This is a genomic window from Sphingomonas sp. MM-1 (genome assembly GCF_000347675.2).
Classification (GTDB): Bacteria; Pseudomonadota; Alphaproteobacteria; order Sphingomonadales; family Sphingomonadaceae; genus Sphingomonas_E; species Sphingomonas_E fennica.
The window spans coordinates 3,862,929-3,883,649 of the sequence record NC_020561.1 but is presented as its reverse complement, the minus strand read 5'-3'; the positions used below and the strand labels follow the sequence as shown (position 1 = coordinate 3,883,649).

21 protein-coding genes and 1 tRNA gene are annotated in these 20,721 nt (G+C 67.6%); 12 read left to right on the top strand and 10 right to left on the bottom strand.

The window, feature by feature from the left end:
• Positions 1–4: 4 nt before the first annotated feature.
• On the top strand, positions 5–1,945 hold the full coding sequence (acs, locus tag G432_RS18445) for an acetate--CoA ligase (protein ID WP_015460338.1): 1,941 nt from the start codon (positions 5–7) through the stop codon (positions 1,943–1,945).
• A 31-nt stretch (positions 1,946–1,976) separates the two neighbouring features.
• On the opposite strand, the gene G432_RS18440 is transcribed toward acs, so the two are convergent.
• Together G432_RS18440 and G432_RS18435 are read right to left on the bottom strand one after the other, a co-directional pair.
• A complete protein-coding gene (locus G432_RS18440) occupies positions 1,977–2,267 on the bottom strand; it encodes a hypothetical protein (protein ID WP_015460337.1) in 291 nt (96 codons plus the stop codon).
• 85 nt (positions 2,268–2,352) lie between these two features.
• Positions 2,353–3,222, bottom strand: a complete 870-nt coding sequence (locus G432_RS18435) for an alpha/beta fold hydrolase (protein ID WP_015460336.1) — start codon at positions 3,220–3,222, stop codon at positions 2,353–2,355.
• 37 nt (positions 3,223–3,259) lie between these two features.
• Here G432_RS18435 and G432_RS18430 point away from each other — a divergent pair, with 37 nt between their 5' ends.
• The 7 genes from G432_RS18430 to G432_RS18400 all read left to right on the top strand — a co-directional run bounded on the left by G432_RS18430 (position 3,260) and on the right by G432_RS18400 (position 10,147).
• Positions 3,260–4,657, top strand: coding sequence for a protein adenylyltransferase SelO family protein (locus G432_RS18430; RefSeq protein ID WP_015460335.1), 1,398 nt, complete (start codon positions 3,260–3,262; stop codon positions 4,655–4,657).
• A 102-nt stretch (positions 4,658–4,759) separates the two neighbouring features.
• A complete protein-coding gene (gene astD / locus G432_RS18425; protein WP_015460334.1) occupies positions 4,760–6,172 on the top strand; it encodes a succinylglutamate-semialdehyde dehydrogenase in 1,413 nt (470 codons plus the stop codon).
• Between the two features lie 84 nt (positions 6,173–6,256).
• Positions 6,257–7,045 carry a uroporphyrinogen-III C-methyltransferase gene (gene cobA, locus G432_RS18420; RefSeq protein WP_015460333.1) on the top strand — a complete coding sequence of 263 codons (789 nt, stop codon included), beginning with the start codon at positions 6,257–6,259 and terminating at the stop codon, positions 7,043–7,045.
• The gene (locus G432_RS18415) at positions 7,042–7,338 is read left to right on the top strand and encodes a DUF2849 domain-containing protein (protein WP_015460332.1); all 297 of its coding nucleotides are present in this window, start codon (positions 7,042–7,044) and stop codon (positions 7,336–7,338) included. The genes cobA and G432_RS18415 overlap by 4 nt, the downstream gene beginning before the upstream one ends.
• A complete protein-coding gene (locus G432_RS18410; protein WP_015460331.1) occupies positions 7,338–8,972 on the top strand; it encodes a nitrite/sulfite reductase in 1,635 nt (544 codons plus the stop codon). Before G432_RS18415 ends, G432_RS18410 begins: the two co-directional genes overlap by 1 nt.
• A complete protein-coding gene (locus G432_RS18405; protein ID WP_015460330.1) occupies positions 8,965–9,390 on the top strand; it encodes a DUF934 domain-containing protein in 426 nt (141 codons plus the stop codon). The genes G432_RS18410 and G432_RS18405 overlap by 8 nt, the downstream gene beginning before the upstream one ends.
• Positions 9,383–10,147 (top strand): phosphoadenylyl-sulfate reductase, encoded by a 765-nt coding sequence (locus G432_RS18400; RefSeq protein ID WP_015460329.1) that lies wholly within the window; start codon positions 9,383–9,385, stop codon positions 10,145–10,147. The genes G432_RS18405 and G432_RS18400 overlap by 8 nt, the downstream gene beginning before the upstream one ends.
• Positions 10,148–10,261: 114 nt before the next feature.
• Here G432_RS18400 and G432_RS18395 read toward each other — a convergent pair whose 3' ends face one another.
• From G432_RS18395 to G432_RS18365, 7 genes are all read right to left on the bottom strand, one after another.
• Positions 10,262–10,762: a nuclear transport factor 2 family protein gene (locus tag G432_RS18395; RefSeq protein WP_015460328.1), complete on the bottom strand. Its 501-nt coding sequence runs from the start codon at positions 10,760–10,762 to the stop codon at positions 10,262–10,264.
• Positions 10,759–11,841, bottom strand: coding sequence for a DUF1214 domain-containing protein (locus G432_RS18390; RefSeq protein ID WP_015460327.1), 1,083 nt, complete (start codon positions 11,839–11,841; stop codon positions 10,759–10,761). The genes G432_RS18395 and G432_RS18390 overlap by 4 nt, the downstream gene beginning before the upstream one ends.
• 134 nt (positions 11,842–11,975) lie before the next feature.
• A complete protein-coding gene (locus tag G432_RS18385; RefSeq protein WP_015460326.1) occupies positions 11,976–12,755 on the bottom strand; it encodes an SDR family oxidoreductase in 780 nt (259 codons plus the stop codon).
• Positions 12,745–14,001 (bottom strand): NADH:flavin oxidoreductase, encoded by a 1,257-nt coding sequence (locus tag G432_RS18380; protein WP_015460325.1) that lies wholly within the window; start codon positions 13,999–14,001, stop codon positions 12,745–12,747. The genes G432_RS18385 and G432_RS18380 overlap by 11 nt, the downstream gene beginning before the upstream one ends.
• Positions 14,002–14,013: 12 nt before the next feature.
• Complete coding sequence (locus tag G432_RS18375) at positions 14,014–14,772, bottom strand: SDR family NAD(P)-dependent oxidoreductase (protein ID WP_015460324.1); 759 nt, start codon at positions 14,770–14,772, stop codon at positions 14,014–14,016.
• Complete coding sequence (locus G432_RS18370; protein WP_015460323.1) at positions 14,769–15,557, bottom strand: SDR family NAD(P)-dependent oxidoreductase; 789 nt, start codon at positions 15,555–15,557, stop codon at positions 14,769–14,771. Before G432_RS18370 ends, G432_RS18375 begins: the two co-directional genes overlap by 4 nt.
• A 164-nt stretch (positions 15,558–15,721) precedes the next feature.
• Positions 15,722–16,654 (bottom strand): alpha/beta hydrolase, encoded by a 933-nt coding sequence (locus tag G432_RS18365; RefSeq protein WP_015460322.1) that lies wholly within the window; start codon positions 16,652–16,654, stop codon positions 15,722–15,724.
• Positions 16,655–16,771: 117 nt separating this feature from the next.
• On the opposite strand from G432_RS18365, the gene G432_RS18360 reads away from it, so the two are divergent.
• The 3 genes from G432_RS18360 (at position 16,772) to G432_RS18350 (ending at position 18,669) form a co-directional block, all read left to right on the top strand.
• Positions 16,772–17,917 carry a helix-turn-helix transcriptional regulator gene (locus G432_RS18360; RefSeq protein ID WP_015460321.1) on the top strand — a complete coding sequence of 382 codons (1,146 nt, stop codon included), beginning with the start codon at positions 16,772–16,774 and terminating at the stop codon, positions 17,915–17,917.
• Between the two features lie 84 nt (positions 17,918–18,001).
• A tRNA-Lys gene (locus G432_RS18355) sits at positions 18,002–18,077 on the top strand.
• A gap of 88 nt (positions 18,078–18,165) precedes the next feature.
• The gene (locus tag G432_RS18350; RefSeq protein ID WP_015460320.1) at positions 18,166–18,669 is read left to right on the top strand and encodes an MliC family protein; all 504 of its coding nucleotides are present in this window, start codon (positions 18,166–18,168) and stop codon (positions 18,667–18,669) included.
• Positions 18,670–18,704: 35 nt separating this feature from the next.
• Here G432_RS18350 and G432_RS18345 read toward each other — a convergent pair whose 3' ends face one another.
• Complete coding sequence (locus G432_RS18345) at positions 18,705–20,027, bottom strand: methyl-accepting chemotaxis protein (RefSeq protein WP_236626819.1); 1,323 nt, start codon at positions 20,025–20,027, stop codon at positions 18,705–18,707.
• 178 nt (positions 20,028–20,205) lie between these two features.
• On the opposite strand from G432_RS18345, the gene G432_RS18340 reads away from it, so the two are divergent.
• Positions 20,206–20,688 (top strand): MarR family winged helix-turn-helix transcriptional regulator, encoded by a 483-nt coding sequence (locus G432_RS18340; protein WP_015460318.1) that lies wholly within the window; start codon positions 20,206–20,208, stop codon positions 20,686–20,688.
• Positions 20,689–20,721: the final 33 nt, after the last annotated feature.

Sequence of the window (20,721 nt, the reverse complement as noted above, 5' to 3'; positions counted from 1 at the left end):
CCGAGTGACCGATGCCTCGATCTACCCCGTCCCGGCTGAATGGAAGACGAAGGCCAAGGTGGATGCGGCACGCTATGCCCAGCTGCACGGCCGTTCGCTGGCCGATCCGGGCGGCTTCTGGCTGGAACAGGCCCGCCGGCTGGACTGGATCAAGCGGCCGGAGATCGCGGGCGACTGGTCGTTCGACGAGAAGGATTTCCACATCAACTGGTTCGCCGACGGCAAGCTCAACGTCGCGGCCAACTGCATCGATCGCCATCTGGCGACGCGCGGCGACCAGACGGCGATCATCTGGGAGCCGGATGATCCCGCCGAACAGCCCCGCCGCTACACCTACGCCCAGCTCCACAAGGAAGTCTGCCGCTTCGCCAACGTGCTGAAGGCGGCGGGCGCCAAGAAGGGCGATCGCGTCACCATCTACATGCCGATGATCCCGGAGGCCGCCTTCGCGCTGCTCGCCTGCGCACGGATCGGGGCGATCCATTCGGTGGTGTTCGGCGGCTTCTCGCCCGATGCGCTCGCCGGGCGCATCCAGGATTGCGATTCCACCATCGTCGTCACCGCCGATGAAGGCCGGCGCGGGGGCAAGAAGGTGCCGCTGAAGGCCAATGTCGATCAGGCGGCCCCGCTCTGCCCGTCGCTGGAGAAGGTGGTCGTCGTCCGCGCCACCGGCGGCGGCGTGGACATGGAGCCCGGCCGCGACGCCTGGTATCACGATCTCGCCGGTATGGTGGCGGATGAATGCCCGCCCGAACCGATGGGCGCGGAAGACCCGCTGTTCATCCTCTACACCTCAGGATCGACCGGCAAGCCCAAGGGCGTGCTCCACACCTCGGGCGGCTACCTGCTCTGGGCAAGTCTCACCCATGAGATGGTGTTCGATTACCGGCCGGGCCAGATCTACTGGTGCGCGGCCGATATCGGCTGGGTCACGGGCCACAGCTATATCGTCTATGGCCCGCTGGCCAATGGCGCCACGACGCTGATGTATGAAGGCGTTCCCAACTGGCCCAGCGCCAGCCGCATCTGGGAAGTGGTCGATCGCCACCAGGTCGAAATCCTCTACACTGCCCCCACCGCGCTGCGCGCGCTGATGAAGGAAGGTGATGATTTCGTCGTAAAAACCAGTCGCAAGTCGCTGAAACTCCTGGGTACGGTCGGCGAGCCGATCAACCCGGAAGCCTGGCGCTGGTATCATGAGGTGGTGGGCGAAGGCCGCTGCCCGATCGTCGATACCTGGTGGCAGACGGAAACCGGCGGGGCGATGATCACCCCCCTGCCCGGCGCCGTCGATCTGAAGCCCGGATCGGCCACCAAGCCCTTCTTCGGGATCGAGCCGCAGCTCGTGGACGGCGAAGGCCATCTGCTTTCGGGCGCGACCGAGGGCAATCTCGTCATCGCGCGGAGCTGGCCGGGCCAGATGCGCACCGTCTGGGGCGATCATGCCCGCTTCTTCCAGACCTATTTCAGCACCTATCCCGGCAAATATTTCACCGGCGACGGCTGCCGGCGGGATGAGGACGGCTATTATTGGATCACCGGCCGGGTCGATGACGTCATCAACGTCTCCGGCCACCGCATGGGCACGGCCGAGGTCGAAAGCGCGCTGGTGCTGCACGGCAAGGTCGCCGAGGCCGCGGTCGTCGGCATGCCGCACGACATCAAGGGCCAGGGCATCTACGCCTATGTCACCCTCAACGCCAATTGCGAGGCGAGCGAGAACCTGCGCAGCGAGCTGAAGCAATGGGTCCGCACCGAAATCGGCCCCATCGCCACGCCCGATGCCATCCAGTTCGCGCCCGGCCTGCCCAAGACGAGGAGCGGCAAGATCATGCGCCGCATCCTGCGCAAGATCGCGGAAGGCGATGTCTCGTCGCTCGGCGATACGTCGACGCTGGCCGATCCATCGGTGGTGGACGATCTCGTCGCCAACCGGGTGGCCTGACGCCGGATCTCAGGAGATGCGGTGGCCGGGTTCACCCGGCCTTGCGCCGCCGCGTCTCCCAGCCCTTCTTCGCAGCGGCCGATCGATCCGCAGCGCTGCGGCCGGCCGAAGCGCGGCCGCCCTTGCGCGACGACACATGCGTATCCTTGCGGCCCCGGCCGGACCCGGATTTGTTGCCGCCGCCCGATTCCTTGTTCACCGTCGCCCAGGCCCGCCGCTCGGCTTCCTTGTCGGAAACGCCGCGCTTCTCATATCCTTCCTCGATATGCTCGGCCTTGCGCTTCTGCTTGTCGGTATATTTGTCCTTGTCGCCCTGGGGCATGGTTCGTCTCCAACGCCCCCCGCACGATCCAACAACAATCCGGCGCCCTCGATGATCCCACCCCCGCCGTCGGCCGGGCCACGGTTCATCCCGCCAGCACGCGTCCCAGCAGGCGATCGATCGCCGCCGCGCATTCCGGCTCGTCCAGCACGGGGGCATGGCCGATGCCCGGCACCGTCACCAGATGCGTGCCCGGCACCCGCTTCGCCATCTCCTGCGCGGTAGCCTGGCTCAGCACATCGGAATGCTCGCCCCGGATCAGCGTCACCGGCCGTCCGGCGAGCCCTTCGAAGGCCGGCCACATGTCCATGCCGCCGCCGTCGCCGCCCGGCAGCTTCATCGGCTCTGCGATCTTCATGTCGTAATCGTAGATGATGCGGCCCGCGGGCGTCAGCCGGCACAGCCTTTTGGCCATCGCCAGCCACTGCTCGATCTCATAATCGGGATAGACGGCGAAATTGCCCTGCTGGATGCCGCGCGCGGCGTGCAGCCATGTCGGCCAGTTCGCCTGCTTGCCCACATAGGTGCGGATGCGCGCGATGCCGCCCGGTTCCACCACCGGCCCGATATCGTTCAGCAGCGCGCCGGCGATCCGATCCCGGCTGGTGGCGGAAAGCAGCATGGCGAGCAGCCCGCCCAGCGAGGTGCCGAACGCCGCGAAGCGATCGATCTTCAATTCCTCCAGCAGCGCCTCCAGGTCCTGAAGGTAGGTCAGCGGCACATAGGTCATCGGGTCCTTGGCATAGGCGCTCTCGCCGCGCCCGCGCAGGTCGACGCAGATCAGCCGCCATTCCCCCGCCAGCCGGTCCGCCATCGGCGCGAAATCGCGCACGTTACGGGTCAGGCCGGGGATGCACAGGATCGGCGGCCGCCCGTCCGCGCCGCCCGCATAGTCGCGATAATGGAGCCTCAGGCCATCCTTCGACCACCAATAGCCGTCGCTCCATTCCGCCATGCTTGCGTCTCCCGATGTGCCGCCCCCATATCGCTGCATGACGAAGCGCCCGCAAGCAGCCCCCTATCGCCCCGATCCCGCAATTCTCGGGCTCGGCCCGGATTTCTACGATCCCGTCGCGCCGGCGGCGTTTCCTGCGGCGAAGCTGCGCTTCCGCAACGATCGCTGGGCCGCCGCCGTGGGCCTCGATACGCTGGATGATGCCGGCTGGATCGAACATTTCGCCCGTTTCCGCCCGCTGGCCGATAACCTGCCGGAACCGCTGGCGCTGCGCTATCACGGCCATCAGTTCCGCGTTTACAATCCCAATATCGGCGACGGCCGCGGCTTCCTGTTCGCCCAGCTCCGCGATCGCGACGGCCGGCTGCTCGATCTCGGCACCAAGGGATCGGGGCAGACGCCCTACAGCCGCTTCGGCGACGGCCGCCTCACGCTCAAGGGCGGCGTGCGCGAGGTGCTGGCGACGGAGATGCTGGAGGCGCTGGGCGTCAACACCTCCAAAAGCTTCTCGCTCATCGAAACCGGCGAGGCGCTGGACCGGCATGACGAACCCTCGCCCACCCGCTCCTCCGTCCTCGTCCGCCTCAGCCACGGCCATATCCGCATCGGCAGCTTCCAGCGCCTCGCTTATCTGGGCGATGGCGATGCGATCCGCCGTCTCGTCGATTATTCGCTCCGCGCGCTTTATGGCGAGGAACCGGGCGAACGGCCGGAAATCCGCCTGCTCACCCTCGTCGTCGATCGCACCGCCCGGCTCGCGGCCTCCTACATGGCGGCGGGCTTCGTTCATGGCGTGCTCAACAGCGACAATATCGCCATCACCGCCGAAAGCTTCGATTACGGCCCCTGGCGCTTCACCCCGCGCTGGGAACCGGGCTTCACCGCCGCTTATTTCGACGATAACGGCCTCTACGCCTTCGGCCGGCAGGCGCAGGCGATCCATTGGGATGTCGTCCAACTCGCCACGGCGCTCCGCGCCATCGCGGAGGCGGAAGACCTGATCCCCCCGCTGGAGGCTTTCCCCGCCCTTTACGAGGCCGCCTTCCGCGACGCCGTCTTCGCCCGCCTCGGCATCGCGCCCCTCGATGAGGAACGCGACCTCGCCTTGCTCCAGGCCATGGAAAACGGCCTGATGGCCACCGGCGTGGAGATCGATCGCTTCTTCTTCGATTGGCGCGGCGGCGCGCGGCGCGGCCCTTCGCCCGCCGACGAGGCCTATCGCCAAGCCGATTTCGCCCAATTCGCCGCCCTGCTTCCGAACTTCCGCAAGGTCGCCGGGAGCCGCCACCGCTACTGGTCCGATATCGCGCCCTGCTCCATGCATATCGACGAGGTGGAGGCGATCTGGTCCCGCATCGCCGACGATGACGACTGGGCACATTTCCACGCCAAGATCGGCGCGATCCGCCGCATGGGGGATGCGATGGCCGGCTAGCCGGGGCCACCGGCCCGAGTTGCGAAAAATCGCCGCACCGGCCAAGATGGCCGCCATCATCCCGGCCGCAGCGCCGCCTCCATTTCCAGGATTTCCCTTTCCATGTCCGTTACCGAGATCATCTCCACCGAACCCGCCACCGGCGCGGAATTGTGGCGCGGCCAGATCGGCGATGCCGCCCGCGAGGTGGCGATCGCGCGGGACAGCTGGGCCGCCTGGGCCGCGCAGCCGCTGGCCGTGCGCGTGGAAACGCTGCGCCGCTTCGCCAATGTCGTGCGCGGCCGGCTGGAAGCCTTCGCCGATCTCATCGCCCGCGAAACCGGCAAGCCGCTGTGGGAGGCGCGAACCGAGGTCGAAAGCGTCATCAACAAGGTCGACATCTCGATCACGGCCTATTCGGATCGCACCGCCCAGCGCAGGTTCGAAGGCGCGCTGGGCGCCAAGAGCGCCGTCCGCCACAAGCCGCACGGCGTGCTCGCGGTGCTCGGGCCGTTCAACTTCCCGGCGCACCTGCCCAACGGCCACATCGTCCCAGCGCTGATCGCCGGCAATGCCGTGGTCTTCAAGCCATCGGAAAAGACGCCCGCCTCCGGCGCCTTCCTCGTCGAATGCTTCCATGCCGCCGGCGTGCCCGAAGGTGCCGTCCGCCTGCTGATCGGCGGGCCGGATGAAGGCCGCGCGCTCGCATCCGATCCCGGCATCGATGGCCTGCTCTTCACCGGCTCCGCCCGCGCCGGCCAGGCCCTCCACCGCCAATTCGGCGATATGCCGCAGAAGATCCTCGCGCTGGAGCTCGGCGGCAACAACCCGCTGGTCGTCTGGGACACGCCCGACATCGCCTCGGCGGCGGTGATCGCCGTCCAGTCCGCCTACATGTCCGCCGGCCAGCGCTGCACCGCCGCCCGCCGCCTGATCGTGAAGGACGGCGCGCACGATGCGCTGGTGGAGGAGATCGGCCGCCTGATCGATCGCATCATCGTCGATCACCCCCATGCCGATCCGCAGCCGCTGATGGGCCCGGTGATCGATAATGCCACCGCCGATCAGGTGCAGGAACGCTTCCTCGATCTGATGCTGAAGGGTGGCCGCCCTATCAAGCAGATGGGCCGCCCCGATCCGGCGCTCCCTTTCCTCACGCCCGCGCTGATCGACGTCACCGATATCGCGGCCCGCCCGGACGAGGAGATTTTCGGCCCTGTCCTCCAGCTCATCCGCGTCCCCGATTTCGAAGCCGCGCTGGCGGAAGCGAACAACACCCGCTTCGGCCTGTCCGCCTCGCTCGTCGCCGGCGATCCCGATCTCTACGATCGTTTCTGGGGCACGGTGCGCGCCGGTGTCATCAACTGGAACCGCCCCACCAACGGCGCCCCCTCCAACGCCCCCTTCGGCGGCATCGGCCTGTCCGGCAACCACCGCCCCAGCGCCTATTACGCCGCCGATTACTGCGCCTACCCCGTCACCTCGTCCGAGGCGGACCAGCCCCGCGCCAGCATCGGCGTGGGTCTGCGGGAATAGCCGGGTGCGGGACAAGCTTTCCTAACCCCCGCAAAAGCATCCTTCGATTGCACGGTGCGGCGTTCGGGGCCATCTGCCGTGCCGATGTCATCGCTACTCGATCCCCACGCGCGCGGGCGCGTCATCCTTGTCGGTGCCGGCCCCGGCGATCCGGGGCTGCTGACACTGCGCGCGGTGGAAGCGCTGCGCCAGGCCGACGTCGTGGTGCATGACGGGCTGATCGACCCGCGCGTGCTGGATTTCGCGCCGGCCACGGCACAGCGCATCTCCGTCGCCAAGAGCCGCGCGCGCCACACCCTGCCGCAGGATGCGATCAACGCGCTCATCATCGCCCATGTGAAGACGGGTGCGATCGTCGTGCGCCTCAAGGGCGGCGACCCCTTCGTCTTCGGCCGCGGCGGCGAGGAGGTGGAGGCCGTTCGCGCCGCGGGCCTGCCGGTGGAGGTGATCCCCGGCGTATCCGCCGCGCTCGGCTGCGCCGCCGATGCGATGCTGCCGCTCACCCATCGCGACTGGTCGAGCGCGGTCAGCTTCGTCGCCGGCCAGTGCAAGGGGCTGACGGAGCAGGACTGGTCCGGCCTCGCCGGCCAGGGGCGCACGCTCGTCATCTACATGGGCGTCGCCTGCGCCGGCCTGATCGCGGACAAGCTGATGGCCGATGGCGTGGCGCCGGACATGCCGGTCGCCGTGCTGGAACGCGGCACGCTGGAAGGCGCGCGCGCGCTCCGCACCCTGCTCGCCGATCTCGGCGGCATGGTGGAGCGCGAAAAGGTGGTCAGCCCCGCGATCATCGTGGTGGGCGAGGTGGTGTTGCTTTCGGATGCCGAAAACCGGCTCCAGGCGCTGGCGCAGCAGGCGGAGGCCATGTCTTGAGGATTTTGACGGGCAATGATCTGGCGACGGGGGACGTCGTCTGGTGGACGGGCAGCGACTGGTCCCGCCACGTCGCCGAAGCGGTCGATGTCGATAATCATGGCGAGGCGATCGGCGCGGCGGAAGAAGCTGCCCGCCGCGTCAACGCGCCCTATGTGATCGATGCCGAGGCCACGCCGGAAGGCCCCCGCCCCGCCCATATCAAGGATCGCATCCGCGCGCTCGGCCCCACGGTCCGTCCCGATCTCTATATCAAGCCCGCCGATCCCTCGGCGGGAAGCTGGGTGATCTGATGTACAAGTACGATCAATATGATCAGGCGATCGTCGACGCCCGCGTCGATGAGTTCCGCGATCAGGTGCAGCGCCGCCTGGCGGGCGAGATCACCGAGGACCAGTTCAAGCCGCTGCGCCTGATGAACGGCCTCTACCTCCAACTCCACGCCTACATGCTGCGCGTGGCCATCCCCTATGGCACGCTCGACAGCCGCCAGATGCGGATGCTGGCCCATATCGCCCGCAAATATGACAAGGATTACGGGCACTTCACTACCCGCCAGAATATCCAGTATAATTGGATCAAGCTGGAGGACGCGCCCGATATCCTGGCCGATCTCGCCACGGTGGAGATGCACGCCATCCAGACCAGCGGCAATTGCATCCGCAACATCTCGTCGGACCAGTTCGCCGGCGCCGCCGCCGATGAGGTGACGGACCCGCGCCCCTGGGCCGAGCTGCTCCGCCAGTGGAGCACTTTCCACCCCGAATTCAGCTACCTGCCCCGCAAGTTCAAGATCGCGGTGATCGCGGCGGAGGAGGATCGCGCGGCGGTGAAGCTGCACGATATCGGCATCCAGATTCACCGCAATGCGGCGGGCGAGGTCGGCGCGCGCATCTTCGTGGGCGGCGGCATGGGCCGCACGCCGATGGTGGCGCCGGTGATCCGCGAGTTCGTGCCGATCGGCGACCTGCTGAGCTATGTCGAGGCGTGCCTGCGCGTCTACAATCGCTATGGCCGGCGCGACAATATCTACAAGGCCCGCATCAAGATCCTGGTGCATGAGATCGGCGCGGAGGAATATGCCCGCCAGGTCGAGGAGGAATGGGCGCATGTGAAGACGCTCGGCCTCGATCCCCCGCCGGGCGAGTTCGAACGCATCGCTGCCTTCTTCGCGCCGCCGGCCTTCGAAACCGGCCTTGCCGATACGGTCGATCGCTCCGATCCTGATTTCGCGCTCTGGCTCGACCAGAATGTGAAGGCGCACAAGCAGCCGGGCTATGCCATCGTCAATATCAGCCTGAAGCCGGTGGGCGGCATCCCCGGCGATGCCACGTCCGCGCAGATCGATCTGATGGCCGATCTCGCCGAACGCTACGGCCTCGATGAGCTGCGCGTCACCCATGCGCAGAACATCGTGCTGCCGCATGTGAAGAAGGCGGATCTCTACGCCGTCTGGCAGGCGCTGGATGCGGCGGGGCTGGCGTCCGCCAATCTCGATCTCATCAGCGATATCATCGCCTGCCCCGGCCTCGATTATTGCAGCCTCGCCAATGCGCGCTCGATCCCGGTCGCGCAGAAGATCGCCGAGCGTTTCGCCAGCCTCGATCGCCAGCGCGACCTGGGCGAGCTGAAGCTCAAGATATCCGGCTGCATCAACGCCTGCGGCCACCACCATGCCGGCCATATCGGCATATTGGGCGTCGATCGTAAGGGCGTGGAGAATTACCAGCTCCTCCTCGGCGGATCGGGCGCGGAGGATGCCAGCCTCGGCCGCATCACCGGCCCCGGCTTCAGCGAGGATGGCGTGGTCGATGCGGTCGAACGCGCGGTCGAGAAATATCGCGAGCTGCGCGAGGATGGCGAACGCTTCCTCGATACCTATCGCCGCGTCGGCTTCGAACCGTTCAAGGAAGCGATCTATGGCTGATTTCCTGCGTTTCCGCGACGATGCCCCGCATGAGGAACCGGCCGTCACGCTGGATGCCTTTCTCGGCCAGTCCAACGCCACGGCCGTCCGCCTGGAATCGGATGAGGATGCGCGCAAGCTGATCCCCCAGCTCGGCCAGCTCGCGCTGATCGAGATCGCCTTCCCCAAGTTCCGCGACGGGCGCGGCTATTCGGCCGCCCGCATCCTGCGCGAGGCGGGCTATGCGGGCGAACTGCGCGCGGCCGGCGACGTGCTGGTCGATCAGATCCCGCTCATGCGCCGCTGCGGGTTCGACAGCTTCGCGCCCGACGCCGCGATCGATCCGGATGCCCTCACCCGGGCGCTCGGCCGCTACGACCATGTCTATCAGAAGGCGGCGGATGGCCGCTCCCCGGTCTGGGCGCTCCGCCATGGCTGAGGCCGCGCGCAGCATCGATATGATCGACACCGCCCCGCCCTTCACGGCGGAGGATGCGGCGCGCCTCAACGCGCGCTTCGAAGGTGTGGATAGCGCCGATATGCTGCGCGAGCTGCTGACCGGCGAGCTGGCCGGCCGCACGGCGGTGGTTTCCTCCTTCGGCGCGGAATCGGCGGTGCTGCTGCACCTCGTCGCCCAGGTCGATACCGAAACGCCGGTGATCTTCGTCAACACGCAGAAGATGTTCGGCGAGACGCTGGCCTATCGGGACGAGCTTTCCGAACGGCTGGGCTTCGTCGACCTGCGCGTCTTCCGCCCCGATCCCCGTATCCTCGCCGAACGGGACAAGACCGGCCTGCGCTGGTCCTACGATCCCGACGGCTGCTGCGGCATCCGCAAGGTGGAGCCGCTGCGCCGCGCGCTCGCGCCCTTCCAGGCGTGGATTTCGGGCCGCAAGGGCTTCCAGTCCGGCACCCGTACCGCGCTTCCCCGGTTCGAGATCGACGAGGGCCGGCTCAAGCTCAATCCGCTGGCCGATTGGCCGAAGGAACGGCTGGAAGCCTATTTCCACGAACATGACCTGCCTCGCCATCCGCTGGAGGCGCAGGGCTATCTCTCGATCGGCTGCGCGCCCTGCACCAGCGTGGTGAAGCCCGGCGAAGATCCCCGCGCCGGCCGCTGGCGCGGCTGGGACAAGGTGGAATGCGGCATCCACGGCGGCCGCACGCCCGGACCGGACGAAGAACCGGTATTCTGATATCTCCCTCCCCCTTCAAAGGGGGGCAGAGGCGATGCGCGGGCGTGGCTGGCGGGGCGACGTTCCGGCGCCGGCCCGCAAAAAACCGGGCACCCGCATGGGGCGCCCGGCTCCTCATTTCCGGCAATCCGTGATCGGGTGCCTTAGGCCCGGCAGCGGCACCCATTCGGCCTTCACGTCCTCCGCCAGCTTGCCCGTCACCACGGCGCGCTGGATCGCCCTGGAATAGCTGATCCGCCAGCCGTCCGCCGTCTTCACATATTTGTCGGCATAGAAGTTGGCGAGCAGGCGGAAGCTGCCCTCGCGCGGGTCATAGTTCACATAACCCAGGTTCCAGCGCGCGCTGGCGGTGTCGCCGTCGATGTCGATCTCGCCATTATGGCCGTGATGCACGTCGGTGATCGGCGTGTTCACCGCCATCTGGGTGAAGATGCCGATCAGCCCGTCCACGTCGAACTCGCCCAGCGGCGGGAAATCGATCACGGCATCGGGCGTGAAGCAGCCGCGGATCTGATCCACATCCTTGGCATCGCACGCATTCAGGTAACGCGCCTTCAGCTTGCGGATCTCGCTTTCCGCTTCCAGGCGGGCAATGCGGGCTTCGAGGTCACTCATGGCAGCTTGATCACCTTCGTTGATGGAACGGGCTTGTCCTTGGCGTCGGTCCAGCGCCACAGCATCGTGCCGTGGCTGTGGCCGGCTGTGTCGATCCAGTTGCCGAATCCCGGATCGCGCGGCGCCACCACCAGCGTCACCGTGCCGTCGGGATTCAGCTTCGCGCTCGTATTGTTGTGGTGGATGCGGTGATACCGATAATCCAGCGATTCCATCCAGTAATTGTCGAGCTGGAAGTTCCACACCCGGCATTCGGGGATCGCCGTCTCGATCACCAGCGCCTCGTCCGGCCCCAATTCCCAGGCGCCGTGGAGATAATGGATCATGGGGTCGCCGCCGCCCTTGATGAACAGGCTCTGGTCGACGGTGTCGAGCTTGTTCATATGATCCTTGCGGAAGCCCTCGGTCCAGGCGGCAAAGGTTTTGGCCGTGCCCTCGACGAAACCCGCCACCCGTTGCAACGCCGTTTCCAGCCGCGCGGGCGTCATCGGCTCGGGCGTCGCCGGCCCGTCGACCGTCTCGATGCGGATGTCGACGCCCTTTTCCTTGCTCCGGTCGCCGAAGGTCTGGCGCACCAGGATCATGCTGGTGTCGTCGGCCATCGGCAGCCAGTTGCCGCTCGCCGGCTTTGTCTTGGAGACGATCAGCTCGAAGCTGTCGTCGGGGCCGATCTCCATCTCCTCTACGTCCAGCTCGCCGGTCGAAGCCATCGTGCCGTCAATGGCATAGCGGTTGGCCTTCGATCCGAATGTGAGGATCGGCACGGTGCCGCGATTGCCGCTGATGCGATAGGTGCGGTCGCCCGTAACGGTCGCGTTCAGATAATGATTGTCGGGATTGTCGGCGCCGATCTTCCCGGTCTGGTGGCTCGCCTGATAGAAAGCGGGGAAATCCGGGTCGGCGAACTCCAGGTTCATCTCCAGCGCGATGCGCAGCAGGCGGGTGAGGTAGCGATAGCCCTCCGCCCGGTCGATCGGCGTCGCGGCGGCATCCGCCGCCAGCACCACATCGCCGGCCTTTTCCAGCTTGCGGCAGAAGTCCCGCCAGGCCTCGCCCGACATGACCTTGTCCTCGCTCATCACACTTTACTCCGATATTCCTGCCATCAAGGCACCGCGCCTGCCGGCGCATGGCCGGGGGCGTGCGGGCGCCACATCCTGCATGTGCGCCCCGCAACCGCGACGGCCTAGCCCGCGAAGATGCCCTGTTGCGCTCAAGGCGCCATATATTGGCCGCCGTTGACGTCGAGCACCGCGCCGGTGACGACGCGGGCATAATCCGAAAGGAAGAACAGCACCGCCTTGGCGCAATCATCCTCGGGCGGGATGATGCCCAGCGGGATGCGGCCGGTGATCTCGGCGGTGATCTGGTCGCGATCGCCGCCGGCGGCCACGGCCCGGTCGATATAGTCATAGACCGGCTTGCCGCCGATCCAGCCCATGCGGGTATGGTTCACCCGCACGCCATATTTGCCGAAGTCGTTGGCCATGTGGCGGCTCAGCACGTTGAGGCCGCCCTTGCCGGTGGCATAGCCGCCCTCGCCGGTGAACGGGTTCACCGTCGACATGGTCGAAACGTTGATGATCGCGCCGTCATGCTTGGCCTTGAAGGTCGGGATCACCGCCTGCGCCATGCGCATCGCGCCCAGGCAGTTCACATCGAACACGCGGGCGTAATCCTCGGGGTCCGCCTCGTCCACGGGCAGCCAGGCGCCGTGGATATAGGCGGTGTTGACGAGGCCATCGATCGTGCCGAAGGCGTCGATCGTGGCCTGGGCCATCGCCTCGCACGCGGCCGCGCTGGAAATGTCGGTCGGCACCGCGATCGCCTGCCCGCCCTTGGCCTTGATGTCGGCGGCCACCTCCTCGATCAGGTCCTTGCTCCGCGCGCCCAGCGCCACCCTGGCGCCTTCGGCGGCGGCGATCCGGGCCAGCGCCTGGCCCATGCCGGGGCCGACGCCGCTGACGATGACGACCTTGTCCTTAAGCAGCATGGCGTGTTTCCTCCCCCGCATATATCTGATTCAACGCCGCATCGATGGCGTTGCCGGTTTCCGGGCAATAGGTGCCCGACGGGCCATACATCACCGCCACGCAGCGATTGCATGCGGTGCAGCCCGATTTGTCGCGCGTGCCGGCCTTCCATTGGGCCACCAGCGTCGGATCGTGGATCAGCGCGCGGGCGACGGCGACGGCGTCGAAGCCCTCGTCCAGCGCCGCCCTGGCCGATGTCAGCGATTGCACGCCGCCCAGATAGCTGAGCTTCACCTTGCGATCGGGGCCGAGCGCCGCCTTCAGCGTCAGCGCATCCTCCATCAGGTAATTCTCATGGAAGGGCGGCATCTTGGGCGTGCTGCGCTTCAATATGGCGAATTGCAGCTTGGCCAGCAGGCTCTTCTGCATGCCGGCCATCTCGTCATAAGGCAGCGGGCTGCCGAACATCTTCCAGGTGGATTCGATGTTCCGGCCGGCGGAAAGCACCAGCATGTCGGCGCCCGCCGCCTCCAGCGCCTTCGCCGTCACGATGGTATCCTGGATCGTGGCGCCCTTGGGCACGCCATCCACCAGGTTGATCTTGGCGAGCACGGCCAGCCGGCCACCCACGGCGGCCTTCACCGCCGCCAATACCTCGGCGGGGAAGCGCACGCGGTTCTCGGCCGATCCCCCATATTCGTCGCGGCGGAAGTTGCTGAGCGGCGAGATATACTGGTTCAGCAGATAGCCGTGACCCATGTGCAGCTCGACCGCGTCGAACCCCGCCTGCTCGGCGCGCAGTGCGGCAGTGGCGAACTCGTCGCGCACCATGTCCATGTCGGCGCGCGTCATTGCCCGCTGGAAGGGGCGGCCCATCATCACGCCCATCTTGTCGATCCCGCCGGAGGACGACATGCAGCGCGAGGTGGACAGATCCTTGATCTGGCAGAAGCTGCCGCCATGGGTGATCTGCGCGGAAGCCTTGCCGCCCGCCGCGTGGATCGCATCGGTGATCGCGCGATAATGCGGCACGCTCTCGTCGCTCAGCGTCCCCTGCCCCGGCAGCGTCCGCCCGTCCTTGGACACCGCGATATAGGCCAGCGTCGTCAGCGCCACCTCATTCTCGGCATAGGCGCGGTGGAATTCCAGCAACGCCTTGGTCGGGTTCATATTCTTGTTCTTCGTCTCGTTCGCGCCGGAACGGATGAAGCGGTTCTTGATCGTGATCGGCCCGATCTGGACGGGCGAGAAGGGGTCGGCGGCCATGGTCACATCACCTCAGTCGAAATTGGCCTGTCCGCCGTCGAGCGGGATGGTCGCCCCGGTCAGATAGCGGAAGCTCGGCCCGCACAGCGCCGCCACCGCCTCGCCGATATCCTCCTCGCAACGGCCGATGCGGCGCAGCGGGATGGTCTTGAAGAAGGCGGCCGCTTCCTCGGGCCGGCTTTCGATCCAGCCCTTCAGCGCGGGGCTGTCGGCATGGGGGGCGATCGTCAGCACGCGGATGCCGTCCGGCCCCCATTCCGCCGCCGCCGCGCGGCTCAGCGAACGGATGCCCTGCTTGATGGCGGCATAGGTGCCGTATCCCGCCATGTCCCAGCGCACCGTGGCGGAAGAGGTGAGGTTGATGATCACCCCGCCGCCCCGCTTCGCCATCAGCGGCTGGCAAGCCTTCATGAAGCGCATCGTCGCCAGGGGGCCGCTGTCGAAGCCCGCCTGGAACTGTTCGTCGGTCACATCCAGCAAGGTGCCCAGCGGCACCTCCTGGGCATTATTGACGAGGATGTCGACGCCGCCGAAGGCATCCACCACCTTGGCGACCATATCCTTGATCGCGGCGCCATCCTTGATGTCGATGGCGAAGGCGCGGGCGCCGTTGCCGCATTCGGCGGCCACGGCTTCCAGCTTGTCGAGCGTGCGGCCGCCCAGCGCCACCGTCGCGCCGCGCCGGGCGAGCGACAGGGCGATGCCCCGCCCCACGCCCTGGCCGCCGCCGGTGACGATGGCGACCTGGCCCTTCAGCTCGCCGTCGCTCACGCGCCCAGCCCCGCTGGCGCGCCCGGCAGCACCGGCTGGAAATAGCCGGAAGACCAGCCGCCATCCACGGCATATTCGGCCCCGGTGACGTAGCTCGCTTCGTCGCTGACGACGAAGGCGGTCACGCGCGCCACTTCCTCGGGCGCGGCGATGCGCTGCAGCGGCATCCGTTCCATGCCCTCATTCTCGGCGCCGCCGCTCTTGCCGCTCGGATTGCCCATCTCGGTGTTGATCGCGCCGGGATGGACGGAATTGACGCGCACGCCGCGCGGGCCAAGCTCATAGGCCAGGCTCTTGGAAAGCCCGCGCACCGCCCATTTCGACGCGGTGTAGACGGTCAGGCCGTTGCAGCCGCGCAGGCCATCGACCGAGGAGATGTTGACGACGCAGGCATTGCCGCTTGCCGTCAGCGCCGGGGCGCAATGCTTCACGCCCAGGATCACGCCCTTCACGTTGATCCCCAGCACGCGATCGATATCGTCGGGGGAAACCTGCTCGATGGCGGTATAGTGGACGACGGCGGCGTTGTTCACCAGCGTCGTCAGCTTGCCGAAATTGTCGGTGGCGGCCTTCACGGCAGCCTTCCAATCGTCCTCGTTGCGGACGTCCAGCTTCACGAACACCGCCGCGTCGCCCAGCTCGCTCGCCAGCGCCTCGCCCTTTTCGACCAGGATGTCGCCGATCACCACCTTGGCGCCGCGCTCCACGAAAAGCCGCGCCGTCGCAGCACCCATGCCCTGCGATCCGCCGGTGACGATCGCCACCTTGCCCTCAAGCCTGCCCATGCCCTCTCCATGAAATGCCGGCCGGGATCGGCCCCGGCTCTTGGGACCGATCCTTCCCGTCACGCACGGGCCTGTCAAGCGGGATGCGCGCGCAAAACCCGGCGAACGATCCGCAAAATGGCCCGTGGGATCACATCGATGTCGCTATTGCGTAATCGCTTCCGTCAGGCCGGCACGGCTTCGGCCAGCGACCGGCGCAGGCCCTCGGCTCCCACGGCAAGGGCTTCGGCGGCCGCCGGCAGCACGCCGACCATGCTGACGAAGCCGTGGATCATGCCGTCGGCGCGACGCAGCGTCACCGCGACGCCCGCTTCCTCCAGCTTCTCGGCATAGGCCTCGCCCTCGTCGCGCAGCGGATCATGCTCGGCGGTGATGATGGTGGCGGGCGCCAGCCCCTTCAGGCTCGCGGCGCGGATGGGCGCCGCCAGCGGATCGGGGTTCGCCACATTCTCCTCGCCCACATATTGCTCCCAGAACCAGCGCATCATCGGCCCGGTCAGGAAGAAGTCCGCGCCCGATTCGGTGTAGGAAGCATTGCCGAAATCGGTATCGATCACCGGGTAGAGCAGCAGTTGGTGGGCGATCGCCACGCCCCGGTCGCGCGCCAACAGGGCCACGGCCGCCGCCAGATTGCCGCCGGCGCTGTCGCCGCACAGTGCGATCCGGCCGCCGTCCACGCCGTCCACCTGGCCCTCCGCCACGGCGGCGACGGCCGCGAAGCATGCCTCCAGCGGCTCGGGGAAGCGTGCTTCCGGCGCGCGCGGATAATCGACGGAAACCACCGCGACATGCGCGGCCTCGGCGATGGCGCGGGCCAGCGGGTCATGCGTCTCCAGATTGCCCAGCACCCAGCCGCCGCCATGGAAGAAGACCACCACCGGCAGCACCCGCCCCGGCTCGGGGTGATAGAGCCGTGCCGCCACCTCGCGCCCGCCATGGCTCAGGCGGATGTCGCGCACCTCGGCGATGTCGGCCCTGGGCAGCGGGATCGGCTGGTCGTCGCCGGCGCGCGCATTGGCCACCGTGAAGGGCGGCGTGCACAGCGGCGACTGCTTCATCATCTCCAATATCTGCTGGGTCATCGGGTCCAGGGCCATTCCGCTCTCCTCTCGATCGTTCATTTCCGGTCGTTTTCGGCTGTCCCGCCGCCTATGGGGCGGGCACGGGTGAAACGCCGCTTGCCGTGGTGTCGCCACAGGATAGAACAGCCCATCATGCCCAACCCCATCCAAATGGACGACGCGGCCGAAACGCTGCTCCCGTCCGCACTACTCGAAACGCTTTATGGCAGCCTGCTCGATCCCACGCCGTGGGAACGGTTTCTGCGCGCCTTCGCCGATCATCTCAACAGCTCCTTCGCCACATTGCTGCTGACCGTGCCGGGCGCCAGCACGCCGGGCATGTCCGTAACGCCCGGCGCCAATCCCCAGGTGGAGGAGGATTACCAATCCTTCTTCACCGCCGATCCCTTCATCGGCCTGCCGGAGGGCGAGGTCGTCCATTTCGCCGAGTTCGTCGATCCCGAAACCGATCGCAGCGCCGAATTCCTCAGCGCCTTCCTGGATGCCGTGGGCGGCAACCAGATCCTCGGCGTCGATTTGCGCGCCGCGTCCGGCTTCGAGGCCCGTTTCCGCGCCACGCGCGATCGCAGCCGCCCGGATTTCGACAGGACGGAGCGCGATGCCTTCCAGGCGCTCGTCCCCCATCTGCGCACCGCCGTCCGCCTCTATGAGCGGCTGGCGACGATCGGCACCGAACAGGGCGTGTTCCAGGGCGCGATCGATCAGATGGCGGTGGCCACGATCATCCTCGATCATGGCGGCCGCATCCTGAGGACGAACGCGCGCGCCGATGTGCTGCTGGCCCGCAACGACGGCCTTTCCCGCACCAGCGCGGGCAGCGGGCGCGATCGCCTGATCGTCGGCAGCCGAGACGACCAGAAGGCGCTCGATGCGCTGCTCCGCACGCTCGACAGCGAAAGCGATCCCCACGTCATCCCGCCGCTCCGCCTTAGGATCGAGCGGCCGTCCGGCGAGCGGGATCTCGCCGTCGTCGCCCAGCCGGTCGCCGGGCCGGCCTTCATGCGCGGCGGCGCCGCGGCGGCGCTGGCGCTGTTCGTCACCGAACCGGGCAGCCGCACCGGCCCCAGCCCGGAGGCGATCCGCGACCTTTTCCAGCTCACGCCGGCCGAGGCCCAGCTCGCCGCCGCGCTCGCCAACGGCGTCTCGCTGATCGACGCCGCCGATCGCCTCGGCGTCACCCACAACACCGTGCGCGGCCACCTGCGCGCCATCTTCGCCAAGACGGGCGTGCGCCGGCAATCCCAGCTCGTCCACCTGCTCAACGCCCGCCTTCCCTGAACCCCGCCGTCGCGGATAGCGGGGCGGGACAAGCATGGTTGACCACCTGCCCGCCCACGCTTAGGAGGCCGCAACGATCGGTGCGGGTCCGTAGCTCAGTCGGTAGAGCAAGCGACTTTTAATCGAGAGGTCCCGGGTTCGAGTCCCGGCGGACCCACCATCGCTCCACTTTTTCCATCGAATTGGCTCGACAGCCGCCGCCGGTTTTTGCAGCCTGCCGCCACGGCAAATTGCAAGAGGATCAGGCGATGGCCCACCATCTGCTCCGCACTGCTCCGATCGCGGCGCTCGCCCTGCTGGCGGCCTGCGGCGATTCGGGCAGCCCTTCCCCCACCAGCCAGCCGACCGCCACGGAAATCGAGCCGGTCGACAATATGGTCACGTCCGCGCCGTCCATGGCGGATGCGGCAAATGCCGCCGATGCCAATGCGGTGGACGCAAACGCCGCCGCTCCGGCCTCGGCGCTGCGCGAAGTGACCTATAGCTGCGTGCCGGCCACCACGATCATCGCGCATTACGACAATAGCGATCCCGACGATGCCGAGGTGAAGATCAGCTTCCAGGGCAAGGTCTACGATCTCGATATCGCGCGCTCCGCCTCGGGCGCCCGCTACACCAGCGACGATGGCCGGGGCCCCGGCAAGACGCTGACCTGGTGGACCAAGGGCTTCGAGGCGACGCTCTACGAAGGCACGAAGGGCGGCAAGCCGGAAGAGGACAAGGTTATCGCGACCTGCAAGGAGAAAGCCTGAGGCGCACGCGCCCAAGCGGTCCCTCGTCCCCGGTTTCAGGCGGCGCGTATCTCCTCCAGGAACGCGCCCACCTTGCCGCGCAGCCGGCCCGATCGGTCGGCCAGCACGGCGGCCATCTCCTCCATGTCGCGGGCCTTCGCCGCCGCCGCCATCGCCGCCTCGTTGATCGCCTCGGCATTCTGATGGATGTGGGCCGATGCGGTCACCGCCTCGCTCACATTGGCGGCGATGGCGTGGGTGGCTCGTCCTTGCTCGGCCACCGCCTCCTCCATCGCCCCGGCAAAGGCGTCGATCCGCGACACGATCGTCTCGATATCCCCATGTCCCGCATGCACCGCGCCGATCGCCTGGCGGATATGGGCGACCTGGCCGTGGATGCCGGCCGCCGCCGCCTTGGTCTGCGAGGCGAGCGATTTCACCTCATGCGCCACCACCGCGAAGCCGCGCCCCGCCTCGCCGGCCCGCGCGGCCTCGATCGTGGCGTTGATCGCCAGCAGGTTCACCTTGCCGGCGATGGTCTCGATCAGCGTCACCACGCCGCCTATCTCGTTGGCGGCTTCGGCAAGCCCCGCCGCCCGCGTGCCGCCATCGGCCACGATCGCCACCGCGTCCACCGTCGATGCCCTGGCCACGCGCATCGTCTCGCGCACATGATCCAGCGCGCCGGCCAGCCCGTGGCCCTGCGCCGCCACCTCCGCCATGTTGACCGACGCCTGCGATGCCGCGCTCGCGACCGCGCTCACCCGCGCGCCGTTCAGCGTCGCGCGCTCGGCGATGCCGCTCGCGGCGTGGAGCACCGTGGTCGAAAGCGCGCTTAGTTCGTCCGCCAGTGCCGCCGCCTCGCTGCGGAAACGCTCGCTCGCGGCATCCATCGCCGCCAGCCGCGCGGCCGCGCCCGCCGCGCGTTCCGCCTCGCGCCGGGCGGCCAGCCGCAGCAGCGCGCCGTTCGCCATCACCCCGGCATAGCGGCCCTCGCGCGTCAGGATCAGCCCCTCGCGCCCGCCGCTCGCGGCATAAGCATCCAGCAACGCGCCCGCCGCCATGTCATGCGGCGCGGTGGGGCAAGGGCGCACATGGTTGGCCAGCGCCATGCCGATGCCGATCCCCGGATTGCTCAGCAGCGCATGGCCGAACGGATTGAACAATATGCGCTTCAGATCCGCCTCGAATATCGCGCCCAGCGGCCGGGCATCGCCGTCGATCACGGGCAGCAGCCGCAGGGTCGGCGCCGCGCGGAATATGTCGATCGCATCCGCCAGCGGGGCATCGATGCGGATCGCCGGATGCGCGGCGGCTTCCCAATCCGCCATGGCGGCATCCACCCTCGCCCGCGCCCTGTCCTCGCCCGCTCGCGTCACCCGTCGCCCCATTTCCGGTTCCGATGCCGCCGGATAGGCGCCGAAGGGTAAACAGGGCGTAAGGCTTATGTGACAATTATATGAAATACAGGCTTTTTCGGGATCATCCGCGGACCATGACCAAAGAAATCCGCTCGCCGGTTGCGCGGGCAGCGGGCAAATAGCTATATAGGGCAATATGGCTGTCCAATCTGCATCCCCTCTCTTTCTGCGCGAATCCGAGATCCGCCGTGGCGTCGAGCTGCTCTATTTCGGCTACAGCCATCTCTATCGCGAGATCGAGGCCGGGCTCGGCCGCCAGGGCCTGGGCCGCGCCCATCATCGCGCGCTCTATTTCATCGCCCGCCAGCCCGATCTCACCGTCAGCGATCTGCTCCGCATCCTGGGCATCACCAAGCAGTCGCTCGGCCGCGTCCTCAACGAGCTGAGCGAGCGCGGCATGATCGAAAGCCGCGTCGGGCGGGAGGATCGCCGCCAGCGCCTGCTTCGCCTCACGCCCGCCGGCGCGGCGCTGGAGGCCGAGCTGTTCGAGGCGCTGCGCGCCCGCCTGTCGCGCGCTTATGCCGAGGCGGGCCAGGGCGCCGTCGCCGGCTTCTGGACGGTGCTGGAGGAGCTGATCCCCGCCGAGGAACGCGCCCGCGTCGCCGATCTGCGCCGCTGAAAGCCTGCGCCCGGGCCAATTCTGGCCGCTTGC

Bases quoted from the DNA above. Each gene is read 5' to 3' on its own strand.
- G432_RS18400 (WP_015460329.1), top strand. From the start codon at position 9,383: ATGGCTGAGGCCGCGCGCAGCATCGATATGATCGACACCGCCCCGCCC.
- G432_RS18370 (WP_015460323.1), bottom strand. From the start codon at position 15,557: ATGGGCAGGCTTGAGGGCAAGGTGGCGATCGTCACCGGCGGATCGCAG.
- G432_RS18440 (WP_015460337.1), bottom strand. From the start codon at position 2,267: ATGCCCCAGGGCGACAAGGACAAATATACCGACAAGCAGAAGCGCAAG.
- G432_RS18365 (WP_015460322.1), bottom strand. From the start codon at position 16,654: ATGGCCCTGGACCCGATGACCCAGCAGATATTGGAGATGATGAAGCAG.
- G432_RS18410 (WP_015460331.1), top strand. From the start codon at position 7,338: ATGTACAAGTACGATCAATATGATCAGGCGATCGTCGACGCCCGCGTC.
- astD (WP_015460334.1), top strand. From the start codon at position 4,760: ATGTCCGTTACCGAGATCATCTCCACCGAACCCGCCACCGGCGCGGAA.
- cobA (WP_015460333.1), top strand. From the start codon at position 6,257: ATGTCATCGCTACTCGATCCCCACGCGCGCGGGCGCGTCATCCTTGTC.
- G432_RS18430 (WP_015460335.1), top strand. From the start codon at position 3,260: ATGACGAAGCGCCCGCAAGCAGCCCCCTATCGCCCCGATCCCGCAATT.
- G432_RS18385 (WP_015460326.1), bottom strand. From the start codon at position 12,755: ATGCTGCTTAAGGACAAGGTCGTCATCGTCAGCGGCGTCGGCCCCGGC.
- G432_RS18340 (WP_015460318.1), top strand. From the start codon at position 20,206: ATGGCTGTCCAATCTGCATCCCCTCTCTTTCTGCGCGAATCCGAGATC.
- G432_RS18405 (WP_015460330.1), top strand. From the start codon at position 8,965: ATGGCTGATTTCCTGCGTTTCCGCGACGATGCCCCGCATGAGGAACCG.
- G432_RS18435 (WP_015460336.1), bottom strand. From the start codon at position 3,222: ATGGCGGAATGGAGCGACGGCTATTGGTGGTCGAAGGATGGCCTGAGG.
- G432_RS18360 (WP_015460321.1), top strand. From the start codon at position 16,772: ATGCCCAACCCCATCCAAATGGACGACGCGGCCGAAACGCTGCTCCCG.
- G432_RS18350 (WP_015460320.1), top strand. From the start codon at position 18,166: ATGGCCCACCATCTGCTCCGCACTGCTCCGATCGCGGCGCTCGCCCTG.
- G432_RS18390 (WP_015460327.1), bottom strand. From the start codon at position 11,841: ATGAGCGAGGACAAGGTCATGTCGGGCGAGGCCTGGCGGGACTTCTGC.
- G432_RS18395 (WP_015460328.1), bottom strand. From the start codon at position 10,762: ATGAGTGACCTCGAAGCCCGCATTGCCCGCCTGGAAGCGGAAAGCGAG.
- G432_RS18380 (WP_015460325.1), bottom strand. From the start codon at position 14,001: ATGGCCGCCGACCCCTTCTCGCCCGTCCAGATCGGGCCGATCACGATC.